This is a genomic window from Streptomyces sp. NBC_01497 (assembly GCF_036250695.1).
Classification (GTDB): Bacteria; Actinomycetota; Actinomycetes; order Streptomycetales; family Streptomycetaceae; genus Streptomyces.
Genome location: NZ_CP109427.1, coordinates 5,506,162 through 5,519,387, shown reverse-complemented (window position 1 = coordinate 5,519,387; position 13,226 = coordinate 5,506,162). Strand labels below are relative to the sequence as shown.

8 protein-coding genes are annotated in these 13,226 nt (G+C 73.1%); 2 read left to right on the top strand and 6 right to left on the bottom strand.

Features of this window, described 5'->3' with window-relative positions:
• Positions 1-211 precede the first annotated feature (211 nt).
• Genes OG310_RS23235 through OG310_RS23225 form a run of 3 tightly spaced genes read right to left on the bottom strand, consistent with a single transcriptional unit; the run spans position 212 to position 3,452 of the window.
• Complete coding sequence (locus OG310_RS23235) at positions 212-1,009, bottom strand: sugar phosphate isomerase/epimerase family protein (protein ID WP_329460328.1); 798 nt, start codon at positions 1,007-1,009, stop codon at positions 212-214.
• 44 nt (positions 1,010-1,053) lie between these two features.
• Positions 1,054-2,304: a dihydrodipicolinate synthase family protein gene (locus OG310_RS23230; RefSeq protein ID WP_329457803.1), complete on the bottom strand. Its 1,251-nt coding sequence runs from the start codon at positions 2,302-2,304 to the stop codon at positions 1,054-1,056.
• Positions 2,301-3,452, bottom strand: a complete 1,152-nt coding sequence (locus tag OG310_RS23225) for a Gfo/Idh/MocA family protein (RefSeq protein WP_329457802.1) — start codon at positions 3,450-3,452, stop codon at positions 2,301-2,303. The genes OG310_RS23230 and OG310_RS23225 overlap by 4 nt, the downstream gene beginning before the upstream one ends.
• Before the next feature lie 253 nt (positions 3,453-3,705).
• On the opposite strand from OG310_RS23225, the gene OG310_RS23220 reads away from it, so the two are divergent.
• The gene (locus tag OG310_RS23220) at positions 3,706-4,818 is read left to right on the top strand and encodes a LacI family DNA-binding transcriptional regulator (RefSeq protein WP_329457801.1); all 1,113 of its coding nucleotides are present in this window, start codon (positions 3,706-3,708) and stop codon (positions 4,816-4,818) included.
• A 291-nt stretch (positions 4,819-5,109) separates the two neighbouring features.
• Positions 5,110-5,895 (top strand): sugar phosphate isomerase/epimerase family protein, encoded by a 786-nt coding sequence (locus OG310_RS23215; protein ID WP_329457800.1) that lies wholly within the window; start codon positions 5,110-5,112, stop codon positions 5,893-5,895.
• A gap of 121 nt (positions 5,896-6,016) precedes the next feature.
• Here OG310_RS23215 and OG310_RS23210 read toward each other — a convergent pair whose 3' ends face one another.
• The 3 genes from OG310_RS23210 to OG310_RS23200 all read right to left on the bottom strand — a co-directional run bounded on the left by OG310_RS23210 (position 6,017) and on the right by OG310_RS23200 (position 13,159).
• Positions 6,017-6,844 (bottom strand): NAD(P)-dependent oxidoreductase, encoded by an 828-nt coding sequence (locus OG310_RS23210; protein ID WP_329457799.1) that lies wholly within the window; start codon positions 6,842-6,844, stop codon positions 6,017-6,019.
• 589 nt (positions 6,845-7,433) lie between these two features.
• A complete protein-coding gene (locus OG310_RS23205; protein WP_329457798.1) occupies positions 7,434-8,927 on the bottom strand; it encodes a S28 family serine protease in 1,494 nt (497 codons plus the stop codon).
• A gap of 275 nt (positions 8,928-9,202) precedes the next feature.
• Positions 9,203-13,159, bottom strand: a complete 3,957-nt coding sequence (locus OG310_RS23200; protein WP_443078714.1) for an ABC transporter ATP-binding protein — start codon at positions 13,157-13,159, stop codon at positions 9,203-9,205.
• Between the last annotated feature and the right edge of the window lie 67 nt (positions 13,160-13,226).

Here is a 13,226-nt window from a genome sequence, read left to right as displayed (position 1 = left end):
GCCTGTGGACAACCCGGAGCGGGCCGCCGCTCGTGTGTACAACTCGGCCACCCGCTCGGGTGATCGCGGCCCACGGCGCTCCGGGCCGGGGCCCACGGCGAGCGGCCCGGCGCATGAACGGCGCGGGCCCCACCGCGTCACCGACCCGCGACCGGCGCGTCAGGGCGACCGGGGCGCCGGGGCCGCAGGGCCCCGGGCGACCGGTCTACCGCTACAGCGCGTGCCGTACGTAGCGTTCAGCGACGTCACGCAAGAGGTCCTCCCCGTCCCGTTCCCACAGGTCGTCGTTGAACAGCTCCACCTCGATCGGGCCGGTGAAGCCGGTCGCGTCCACGCGCTCCCGCCACTGCCGCAGGTCCACCGCACCGTCACCGATCAGACCCCGGCCGTTGAGGACACCTGCGGGCAACGGCGTGATCCAGTCAGCGAGTTGGAACGAGTGGATCCTGCCCTCCTCGCCCGCCCGCGCCACCGCCGCGGGCGCCCGGTCGTCCCACCAGATGTGGTAGGTGTCCACGACCACGCCCACCTGCCCCGCCGGGAAGCGCTCGGCGAGCGCGAGGGCCTGGTCGAGTGTCGAGACCACGCACCGGTCGGACGCGAACATCGGGTGCAGCGGCTCGATCGCCAGTCGTACCCCGCGCTCCCCCGCGTACGGGGCGAGTTCGCCCAGCGCGTCAGCGACGCGTTCCCGCGCGGCGCCCAGGTCGCGCTCTCCCGGCGGCAGCCCGCCCGAGACCATGACGAGTGTGTCCGTGCCGAGCGCGACGCACTCGTCGACGGCGGCCCGGTTGTCGGCGAGGGCCGCCGCCCGCGCGGCCGGCTCGACGGCGGTGAGGAAGCCGCCCCGGCACAGTGTGGTGACGCGCAGGCCCGCTTCGCGTACGAGCTTCGCCGCCGCGTCGACCCCGTACGCCTGGACGGGCGCGCGCCACAGGCCCACGCCCCCCACACCGAACCGCACGCACGCGTCGCTCAGTTGGGGCAGCGAGAGCTGTTTGACGGTCATCTGGTTGATGCTGAAGCGGCTCAGGTCGCCCGCGACGTGTTCGCTCACCGCGTCACCCCGTACACGTGCAGGAGGCTGCGCATGCGCTCGGCCGCACGCGACGGATCGGGGAACAGACCGAGGGTGTCGGCGAGTTCATAGGCGCGCGCGAGATGCGGAAGGGACCGGGCGGCCTGCTGGTGGCCCACCATCGCGAAGTGGTCCTGGTACCCGGCCAGCCAGGCGAGGAGGACCACACCCGTCTTGTAGAAGCGCGTGGGCGCCTGGAACAGGTGCCGCGACAGCTCCACACTCGGGTCGAGCAGCTCCCGGAACCCCTTCACGTCGCCCGTGTCCAGGACCCGCAGGGCCTTCGCCGCCAGCGGCGCCAGGGGATCGAAGACACCCAACAGGGCATGACTGAAGCCGTGTTCGTCACCGGCGATCAGCTCCGGGTAGTTGAAGTCGTCACCCGTGTAGCACCGCACGCCCTCCGGCAGGCGGCGGCGCACGTCGATCTCGCGCCCCGCGTCGAGGAGCGAGATCTTGATGCCGTCGACCTTGTCCGGATGGTCCGCGATGACCTGGAGGAAGGTGCTGGTGGCGGTGTCGAGGTCGGCGCTGCCCCAGTAACCCGCCAGCGCCGGGTCGAACATCGGCCCGAGCCAGTGCAGGATCACCGGTTCGTCCGCCTGCCGCAGCAGGTGGTCGTACGTCTCCAGGTACGCGTCGGGCCCGGCCGCCGCGACGGCGAGCGCCCGTGAGGCCATCAGGATCGCCTGCGTGCCGGTCTCCTCCGCGAGGGCGAGCTGCTCCTCGTAGGCGGCCGTCACCTCGGCCAGGGAGTGCGTCCCCGGGGCGAGTTGGTCGGTCCCCACGCCGCAGGCGACGCGCCCGCCGACGGCCTTCGCCTCGGCCGCGGACCTGCGGATCAGCTCGGCGGCGCCGGCCCAGTCGAGACCCATGCCGCGCTGCGCGGTGTCCATGGCCTCCGCGACGCCGAGTCCCTGGGCCCACAGGTGCCGGCGGAAGGCGAGTGTCGCGTCCCAGTCGAGCGCGGCCGGCGCGTCGGGCGTGGTGTCCGCGTACGGGTCGGCGACGACGTGCGCGGCGGCGAAGACCGTACGGGAGACGGCGGGCGCCGCGGTGCCCGGCCCCGTACCGCTCGCGCCTCCCGCACCGCCCGGCGCACCCGTACCGGATGCGAGGAAGGCGGCCGGTTCACCGCGAGGGAGGTACGTACGCAGGCCGCCGCCCGCTTCCGGCAGCCTCAGTGGGGCCGAACCGGACCCGGACCGCGGGGTGTTCGCGGTCACAGCGTCAGCTCCGGCACCTCGAAGCGACGGCCCTCCGCATGCGACCTGAGACCCAGTTCCGCGAGCTGCACACCGCGCGCGCCCGCCAGCAGGTCCCAGGCGAACGGCTCGTCCAGCACCACGTGGCGCAGGAACAGCTCCCACTCCGCTTTGAAGCCGTTGTCGAACTCGGCGTTGTCCGGGACCTCCTGCCACTGCTCGCGGAAGGCGTAGGTGGCGGGCAGGTCCGGGTTCCACACCGGCTTCGGGGTGGTGCCGCGGTGCTGCACACGGCAGGTGCGCAGGCCGGCGACCGCCGAACCGTGTGTGCCGTCCACCTGGAACTCGACCAGTTCGTCGCGGTTGACGCGCACCGCCCACGAGGAGTTGATCTGGGCGACCGCGCCGCCCTCCAGCTGGAAGATGCCGTACGCGGCGTCGTCGGCGGTCGCCTCGTAGGCCCTGCCCTGCTCGTCGACGCGCTGCGGGATGTGCGTGGTGACGTGCGCCTGGACGGTGGTGACCCGGCCGAACAGGTCGTGCAGCACGTATTCCCAGTGCGGGAACATGTCGACGGTGATGCCGCCGCCGTCCTCGGCGCGGTAGTTCCAGGACGGACGCTGCGCCTCCTGCCAGTCGCCCTCGAAGACCCAGTAACCGAACTCGCCCCTGATCGACAGGATCCGGCCGAAGAAGCCGCCGTCGACGAGGCGCTTCAGCTTCAGCAGGCCCGGCAGGAAGATCTTGTCCTGCACCACCCCGTGCTTGATGCCCGCGGCCTCCGCGAGGCGGGCGAGGTCGAGGGCGCCTTCGAGGTCGGTGGCGGTGGGCTTCTCGACGTAGAGGTGCTTGCCCGCCGCGATCGCCTTCTTGACCGACTCGACGCGCGCGGCCGTCACCTGCGCGTCGAAGTAGATCTCGACGGTGTCGTCCGCGAGGACCGCGTCGAGGTCGGTGGACCACTCGCTCAGGCCGTGCCGCCCCCCGATGTCGCGCAGGGCGTGCTCGCGCCGCCCGACGAGGACGGGTTCGGGCCACAGCGTGTCGCCGTTGCCCAGGTCCAGCCCGCCCTGCTCCCGGATGGCGAGGACGGAACGCAGCAGGTGCTGCCGGTACCCCATCCGTCCCGTGACGCCGTTCATAGCGATCCGGACTGTTCTGCGTCCCACGAAGTTCCCTCCATACCGCTCTAGCAAGCGCTTTCTACGACTAGGAAACTAACCTGCGGCACGGGCCCGGACAAGACCCGGGCCCACGGCGGTGGCCCGGGCGGCGGCCGGTCCGTCCCGTGCGCCGCGCGCCGGCTGCGGCGAACGGCCCGGCCGGGGACCCACCCGCCGCGGACCGCCGGCGCCCATCGACCACAATCGAGATGGCGGGAACCACGCCCGCGGAACACGCACGACCAAGCGGAGGAAAGCGATGACAGTCACCCTGGCGGATGTGGCGGCCCGCGCCCGGGTGTCGCCCGCCACCGTCTCCCGCGTACTGAACGGCAACTACCCCGTGGCCGCCGCCACCAAGGACCGGGTACTGCGCGCCGTCGACGAACTCGACTACGTGCTCAACGGGCCCGCGAGCTCACTCGCCGCCGCCACCTCCGACCTCGTGGGCATCCTCGTCAATGACATCGCCGACCCGTTCTTCGGCATCATGGCCGGCGCGGCCCAGAGCGAGATCGGCGGCCAGGACACACCGGGAAGGGAGGGCCTGGGGCGGGCGGGCCGCCAGAAACTCGCCGTCGTGTGCAACACCGGCGGGTCCCCGGAACGCGAACTGACCTACCTCACACTGCTCCAGCGCCAGCGCGCGGCGGCGGTGATCCTGACCGGCGGCGCCCTGGAGGACGCGGAGCACAGTGCGGCCATGACGGCGAAACTGGGGCGGCTCGCGGCGGCCGGAACCCGCGTGGTGCTGTGCGGGCGACCGCCGCTGGCCGGGAGCGAGGCGGCCCTCGCCGCGCTCGCCTTCGACAACCGGGGCGGCAGCCGGCGCCTGACCGAGCACCTGCTGGCGCTCGGGCACCGCAGGATCGGGTACGTGGCCGGACCGCTGGAGCGCACCACGACGCGCCATCGCCTGGAGGGCCACCGCGAGGCGCTGCGCGCGGCCGGCGTGCCCGGCGACGCGGACACGCGGGAGCTGTTGACGCTGCACGGTCCCTACACCCGGCGCTCGGGTTACGAGGCGACGCTCGAACTGCTGCGCAGAGCGCCCGGGCTGACGGCCGTGGTGGCGGCGAACGACACGGTCGCGCTCGGCGCCTGCGCGGCGGTACGCGACCAGGGACTGCGCATCCCCGAGGACGTGTCGGTGGCCGGCTTCGACGACCTGCCGTTCTCGGTGGACGCGGTGCCCGCGCTGACGACCGTGCGGCTCCCCCTCGCGGAGGCCGGGGCGCGCGCGGGCCGGCTGGCTATGGGCACGGAGACACCGCCGCCGGGGGGCATCGCGACGATCGCCGCGGAACTCATGGCGCGGGCCTCGACGGCTCCCCCCGGACGCGGAACGAGGGAGCCGAACGGGGGACGCTGAACGGGGGACGCGGACCCCGGGCGACCGCGCGGCACCGGCGCCGGGTCGCGCCCGGATCGGGCCCGACCAGGAGCGGACGGGTTCCGGCGCCACGCGCGCCTCTCCGTCCGCGTGGGATCTCGTACGGTTCCCCCGGGCACGTCCGGGAAGGCTGGACGTGCGGGAAGGGGGCCGCCCGCGGTTCCGGAACCCGAGCGGGGCCGGGACCGGGACCACCGGCAGGCCCGGGACCGCAGCCGTGGCTGCCGGACCCCGCGCCGAAGACACGCGACTAGTGGGAGGAACACACTCGTGAAGCTCGCCTTCTCGACCCTGGGTGTACCCGGAATGCCGATCCCCGAGGTGGCCGAACTGGCGGTGTCGGCCGGATACCAGGGCGTCGAACTGCGCGGCCACCCCGAGGAGCCGGTGCACCCCGGCCTCGGCGCCGCCGAACGCGCCTCGGTCGTCAAGGAGTTCGAGCGCGCCGGGGTGGAGATCCTCACGGTCGCCGGGTACGCGCGCGCGGCCGATGTCACCGTGCCGGACAGCGCGTTCCGCGAAGAGGTCGACGGCCTCCTGCGGCTGGCGCGCGACCTCGGGGCCTCGTACGTACGGGTCTTCCCCGGCGGCGGGGACGCGGCCGGCCCCGAGGCCGACGGCACGGCGGCGCGCCGCCTGGGCGTCGCGGCCGAAGTCGCGGCGGACTTCGGTGTGCGCGTCCTGCTGGAGACCCACGACTCGCATCGCACCGGCGCGGATGCCGAGCGCGTGGTGGCCGCGGTGGGCCACCCCCAGGTCGGTGTGCTGTGGGACGTGATGCACACCTGGCGGGGCGGCGAGGCTCCGGTGGTGACCCGCGCGACACTGGGCCCCTACCTGGGATACGTGCAGGTCAAGGACATCGCCTCAGCGCAGGACACCACGCCGCTCGCGCTCGGCGCGGGCGTGCTGCCGCTCCGCGAGTGCCTGAGCACACTGTCGGACGACACCTGGGTGTGCTGGGAGTACGAGAAGCGCTGGTACGAGGCGGCCGCCGCCCTCCCGCCGCTGCTCGCCCCGGGGCGGGCCCATCTGGAGGGGCTGCTCGGGCGCTGAGCGGCCGGCCGCGTGGGCCCGCGCGGCGCCACCGCCCGGGGTGGCACGGCGCGGGCGCGCGGCCCGGGGTGGCACGGCGCGGGCGCGCGGCCCGGCCCTCGTCCGCCCGCCTTCGACCGGCTCAACTCCCCTCGTACAGCGCGGCGATGTCCTCGACGGTGATGCCCTCCATCGCCTCACGCACCGTCGCCGCGACCGGAAGGGTCCGGTCCACCGTGTCCGCCATGCGCATCGCGTTGGCCAGGTCCTTGCGGTGCCAGGTCAGCCGCATCAGTTCCATCTCGGCGAGGGTCCTGCTGGCCGCAGGGCCGTCGAGCAGGGCGGCGCGCAGCTTCGTGGGGGCGACGCCGAGGTCGCGGCCGAGCCGCAGCGCCTCGACGACGGCCGACAACTGGCCCCAGTGACAGAGGTTGTTGACGGTCTTGCCGACCTGCCCGGAGCCGAGCGGGCCCAAGTGGTGGACCGTCCTGGTCCAGGGCGCCAGCTCGGTCCGCACCGAGTCGAGCACGCGCTCGTCGCCGCCGACCAGCAGGTTGATCTCGCCTGCCTCGGCGGCGCGCACCCCGCCCGTGAGCGCCGCGTCGAGGACGTCGACTCCCTTGCGGGCGGCCGCCGTGGCCACCGTGCGGCAGGTGTCGGGGGTGACCGAGGAGCAGACGAGGAGCACCGAGCCGCTGCGGGCCGTGGACAGCACACCGCCGGCCTCCGCGCACACGTCCAGCACGTCCTGGTCCGTGGGCACCATGACCACCACCACGTCGCTGTCCGCGGCGAGTTCGGCGATCGACGCGGCCGGCCGGACGCCCCGCTCCGCCACCTGGTCCATGAGCGCGCGGTCCGCGTCAAAGGCGTACGTGGTGACGCCCGCGGCGGCCAGGAACTCCGCTGCGGGACGCCCCATCGCCCCGAGCCCGATCAGTCCCACCGTCTTCGTGCCGACCGCAGTCATCCCGTGTCCCTCCGCCCGCTGTCCCACCACCGACAGCGACCCAGCCTGGCTTGTTGGTAAGACCATTGTCAACGATGGTGTCGTGCCCGGTTCCTCCCCCGGCGCACCGACGGAACCGGGCGGACGGTCCGCCCGTCCCATCCCCGTGCGCCGGTGAGTTCTCGCGCCGGGCGGTCACGGCCCTCGCGTTGCTGACCGCGAGTCCGGGCCCTCCCACCGCCCGCGGCCGGCCACCCGCCGCCACCGGCACGCCCCCCTTTCTGTTCCGGCGGCGGCCCCGCGCCTGCGTCATCACCCGGGCGGGGCGGTGGGCCCGCGCCTGCGTCACCACCCAGGAGAGGCCCGCCCGCATCCCCGACGACCACCCCGACTGCCTCTCCTGGCCACCCCGTACGCCTCGTTCGATCCGTCGTCCTCGTATCGGCGGACATGACCGTGCCCGCCGCCTGTCTGTCCTGAGGCGGCGGGCACAGGGCGCACTGCGCCGGAGATGAGGGCCGGCGGGAGAGGGTCCCGCCGGCCACGGCGCCCCGCGGCGACCCGGCGGCCCCGGGCCACCGCGAGGGGCACAGGGCACCTCTCGGGACTCCTACGGCACCAGTGCGGGCCCGGGGTTCGGGCCGCGGGGCGGCCGCCGCTCGTCCAGCGTCCTGTCGAACGGAGCGAGCGGCTTCGCCTTGCTCTCGTCCTGCTGGACGGCCGCCGTGGCGACGCCCGCCCAGTCGAGGATGCGCGCGGTCGCCTTCGCCTTCTGTGCGGCCTGCAGGCCGGCCACGTCGGCGCCGTGGTTCGCCCCCGGCGCGGTGAACACGTAGCTGTCGTGCGAGCCCTGGCCCACCTGGAAGCGTTCCGAGCCCCACGGGTCGTTCTGTCCGTAGACGAACAGCATGTGGTCGGCATGGTGCCGCACCCAGTTGTCCACCTCGGGCATGACGCCAGGATCGAAGCGCATCGGGATCGAGCGCGGTACGAAGTCGCGCGGCGGCTGGTAGCCGTACCGGCTCAGCCCGCCGAGCCACGGCTGGCGGATGTCGGGCGAGCCGAGCTGGGTGCCCGCCTGGTAGTAGTACGGCGTGTACTGCGCGAGCCCCTGGTCCGTGTAGGCGGAGAAACCGGAGATCGCGTCGATGCTGTCGTAGATCTGCTGGTCCGTGGCGGCCTTGGCGTCGGCCGGGATCGTGTCGCAGTCGGACAGCAGGCTGTACTGCCAGTACGCCCATACGTAGTCGAGCACGACCGCCTCGTACGCCTTGTCGAGGGTGCCGACGGTGGTGAAGGTGTAGCCGCCGGCGCGTGCCCAGTCGGCGTACTTCCGCTCCAGCGGCTGCCGTCGTACGAGGGCCTCGCGCTGGACGGCCTCCACGCGCTCGCGGCACGCCGTGGTGCCGACGGTGGCGAGGAAGCGGTCGTAGGACGAGTCCTCCGTGTTGACGACGTCGTCGGGTGCGACGTACGCGACCACGCCGTCCATGTCGTGCGGGTAGAAGCGCTCGTAGTAGGTGGCGGTCATGCCGCCCTTCGAGCCGCCGGTCGCCAGCCACCTGCGCGGGTAGATCGTCTTGAGCGCGGCGAAGACGCGGTGCTGGTCGCTCGCGGCCTGCCGGATGTCCAGCTTCGTCCAGTCGGCGGGATCAGGACGGGACGGCGTGAAGTAGCGGTACTCCAGGGAGACCTGGTTGCCGTCCACGATCTGGGCCGGCTCGCTGCGGCTCGGCGTGGTGGAGACGTTGTAGCCGCTGGTGAAGAAGACGGTCGGCCGGTCCACGCCCTTGTGCAGCAGGGTGATGCGCTGTTCGAAGGTGCCTCGTGACGGGTGCCGGTGGTCGACGGGCTGCGTGTAGTCGAGGACGAAGTAGCGGTAGCCGTCGACCGGCTTCTCCTGGATCAGGCTCATCCCCGGGATGGCGAGGATGCGGTCCTTGATGTCGGTGCCGGTGCCGTCGTCGGCGGTCGTCGCGCCGCTCGCGGCGGGCGAGCCGGCGGGGGCGGTGGTGTCGGGTTCCGCGGCGGTGGCCGCGCCTGCCGTGCCGAGCGCGCCTATCAGCAGCGCGAGACTCAGCAGCCATCTGAGCGCCTTGCCCATTCACACTCCCTCGTGTTCATGACAGACGCCGCGACAGTACGGGCCCGGGCGGGGGCCCCGCCAGGCCTCGTGCCCTTTGCGGGGGTTCCGCCACTCGGAGGACTCACGCGAGACGCCCGAAGGGCCTACAGGACTCCGGGTCGCGGGCAGCCGGCCGTGAGCCCGGGCGCGCGGGCGTCGCCAGCAGCGCGGGCGGCCCGTCGCACGGCCGTCACCGGGCAGCGCGACGCCGGCCTCCCCGGAACGGGAGACCGGCGTCCCGGGGCGGGGCCGCCTCAGGCCACGGCCGGCTCCTCCTCGCCCACGAAGCTGCGCCACAGCCGGGCGTAGCGCCCGCCGAGGGCGAGCAGTTCCTCGTGGGTGCCGTCCTCCGCGACCCGGCCATGGTCCATCACGATCACGCGGTCCGCCCGTGCCGCCGTCGTCAGCCGGTGGGCCACCACGAGAGTGGTGCGACGGCCGGTCAGACGCTCGGTGGCCTGGTTGACGGCCGCTTCGCTGGCGAGGTCGAGCGCCGCGGTCGCCTCGTCGAGCAGCAGGATGTCCGGGTCGACGAGTTCCGCCCGGGCGAGCGCGATCAGCTGGCGCTGGCCCGCCGACAGGTTCCTGCCGCGCTCGGCCACCTGGTGCAGGTAGCCGCCGTCGAGCGTGGCGATCATGTCGTGCGCGCCGACCGCACGGGCCGCGGCCTCCACCTCGGCGTCGCTCGCGCCGGGGCGCCCGTAGGAGATCGCGTCCCGGAGCGTGCCGGGGAAGAGGTACGCCTCCTGCGGTACGACACCGATCCGGTGGCGGTAACCGGCGAGGTCGAGGCCCCGCAGGTCGGCGCCGTCCACCGTGACGCGCCCGCCGGTCGGGTCGTAGTACCGCGCGACGAGCTTGACGAGCGTCGACTTGCCCGCGCCGGTCTCACCGACGAAGGCGACCGTCTGTCCCGCCGGGATACGCAGATCCACCGAGCGCAGCGCGGCCTCCTTGCGGCCCGTGCCCCGGGCCGCGCCGACCGGCGCGTTCCGGGCGGCCCGCTGGACCTCGCCGCCCTCCTGCTCCTCACCGCCGGCGCTGTCCGCCGCGTAGTGGAAGTCGACGTCCTCGAAGGCGATCTCGCCGCGCAGCGCCCCGACCGGCCGCGGGTCCTTCGCCTCGACGGTCGATGTGGGCTCGCGCAGCAGTTCCTGGATGCGCGTCAGCGACACCGTCGCCTGCTGGTATCCGTCGAAGACCTGCGAGAGCTGCTGGACCGGGGCGAAGAACAGGTCGATGTAGAGCAGGTACGCGACGAGCGCGCCCGTGGTGAGCGTGCCGCTCTGGACCCGGTCCGCACCGACGATCAGCACCGCCGCCGCCGCTACCGACGACAGGAACTGCACGAACGGGAAGTACACCGAGATCAGCCACTGGCCGCGGGTACGGGCGTGCAGGTAGTGCATGCTGCGGCCGGCGAACCGCTCGCCGCCGTCCTTCTCCCGCCGGAAGGCCTGCACGATCCGCAGACCGGAGACGGTCTCCTGCAGGTCCGCGTTGACGACGCCGATCCGCTCCCGCGCGAGCGTGTACGCCCGCACGCTCTTGCGCCGGAAGAAGAACGTGCCGACGACGAGCACCGGCAACGTCGCGAAGACCACGAGCGCGAGCTGGACGTCGATGACCAGCAGGACCGCGAGGATGCCGAAGAAGGTGATCGCGGAGACGAGAGCGGTCACCAGACCCGTCTGGAGGAACGACGACAGGGCGTCGACGTCCGTCGTCATGCGGGTCATGATGCGGCCCGTCAGCTCGCGCTCGTAGTAGTCGAGGCCGAGCCGCTGGAGCTGGGAGAAGATCTTGAGCCGCAGCGCGTACAGCACCCGCTCACCGGTTCTGCCGGTCATCCGGGTCTCGCCGATCTGCGCCGCCCACTGCGCGAACGCGACAAGCAGACCGAGACCGGCCGCCGACCACACCGCGCCGATCGCGACCTTGTCGACGCCCTGGTCGATGCCGTGCCGGACCAGGACCGGCAGCAGCAGGCCCATCCCCGCGTCCGCGGCCACGAACAGCAGGCTCACCGTCAGGGCGCTGCCGAAGCCGCGCAACAGCCTGCGAAGACCGTACGAGCTCTCGGCCCGGACGGCGCTCGCCTCGTCCACCTCGGGCTCGTCCGTGGCGGGCGGCAGCGCGGCCACCTGCGCCAGCAGTTCGGGGGTGGCGCCGGACGCCGCGTCCTCCTCGACGACCTCGTCGCGCGCCCACAGCGTGGGCGTGATGCCGCGCTCCGCGTCGAAGTCGGCGTCGAACTCCGTGTCGATGCCCTCCCGGGCGACCTCCTCGCGTACAGCAAGGCGTTCGGACGCCGCGCGGGTCTCGGCGTCCTCCTCGGCCGCCGCGATCTCGCGCGCCCGCTCGACGGCCGGCTCCACGGGGGCCTCGCCCAGTTCGTCGGGGTCGGTGAGCAGCCGCCGGTAGAGGGCGGAGCGGCGCTGGAGTTCGTCGTGGGTGCCGATGTCGGCGAGCCGCCCGCCGTCGAGCACGGCGATCCGGTCCGCGAGCCCGAGTGTGGAGCGGCGGTGAGCGATCAGGAGCGTCGTACGGCCCGCCATCACGCCGCGCAGCGCCTCGTGGATCTCGTGCTCGACACGCGCGTCCACGGCGGACGTCGCGTCGTCCAGGACGAGGAGACGCGGATCGGTGAGGATCGCCCGTGCGAGGGCGATGCGCTGTCGCTGTCCGCCGGAGAGCGTGAGGCCCTGCTCACCGACCCTCGTGTCGTAGCCCTCGGGCAGGGCGGCGATGAAGCGGTCCGCCTGCGCCAGCCGTGCGGCGCGCTCCACCTCCTCCTGGGTGGCCTCGGAGCGGCCGTAGGCGATGTTGGCGCGCACCGAGTCGGAGAACAGGAAACTGTCCTCGGGGACCAGCCCGATGGCGGCGCGCAGCGAGTCGTAGGTCAGTTCGCGCACGTCGTGGCCGCCGACGAGGACGGCGCCGTGGGTGACGTCGTAGAAGCGCGGCAGCAGGAGGGAGGCGGTGGACTTGCCACTGCCGGACGAGCCGACGACGGCCACGGTCTCGCCGGGCTCCACGCGCAGCGAGAACCCGTCGAGGACGGGGCGCCCCTCCTGATAGGCGAAGGACACGTCGTCGAACTCGACGGAGGCCTCCGCGTCGGCGGGCAGTTCCTTGGTGCCCTCCGTCATGGTGGGCTCGGTGTCGATGAGCTCCAGGACCCGCTCGACGCCGGCGCGGGCCTGCTGGCCGACGGTGAGGACCACGGCGAGGCTGCGCACCGGCCCGACGAGCTGTGCGAGGTACGTGGAGAACGCGACGAACGTGCCGAGTGTGATGTCGCCCTTGGTGGCGAGCCAGCCGCCGAGCGCCAGCATGGCGACCTGGCCGAGCGAGGGCACGGCCTGGAGGGCCGGGGTGAACTTGGCGTTGAGCTTCACCGTGCGCAGGCGGCCCGCGAAGAGCTTCCTGCCCACCTGGCGGAGCTTGTCGGTCTCCTGGTCCTCCTGCCCGAAGCCCTTCACCACGCGGACACCGGTGACGGCGCCGTCCACCACGCCGGCGACGTCGGCGGCCTTTGTCTGCGCGTACCAGGTGGCGGGGTGCAGCTTGGAGCGGCTGCGGCGGGCGATGACGTAGACGGCGGGGGCCACGGCCAGCGCGATCAGGGTCAGCGGCGGCGACAGCACGGCCATGATCACGAGGGAGACCACGAACAGCAGGAGGTTGCCGATCGTCATGGGCAGCATGAACAGCAGGCCCTGGATCAGCTGGAGGTCGCTGGTGGCGCGGCCGATGACCTGACCGGTGCTCAGGGTGTCCTGCCGGCGGCCGTCGAGGCGGGTGAGCGACCTGTACATGTCCGTGCGCAGGTCGTGCTGGACGTCGAGGGCGACCCGGCCGCCGTAGTAGCGGCGGACGAACGTGGAGAGGTAGACGACGACCGCGGACGCGATCAGCAGGCCGGTCCAGGTGTACAGCGAGCCGCTGTGCGAGCCGATGACGTCATCGATGACGACCTTGGTGATCAGGGGGACGAACGCCATGACGCCCATGCCGACGAGCGAGGACGCCAGCGACAGCACCACCTTGCGGCGGTAGCGCCACGCGTATGCCGTCAGCCGTCGTGCCCAGCTCTCTGTCCCCGCCGCCACTGGTGATGCGCCTCCTGTGTGTCGTCCCGCCCCACGGCCCCGCCATCGCGGTCCGGCCGGACCGCGACTGCCGCCGCGGTCGGCGGTCCCGCCCATGCCTACCAGGCCTTCCCACCGCAGGCACCAACGCCAGGTAACACGGAATTCATCCCGCCGGTTGTGC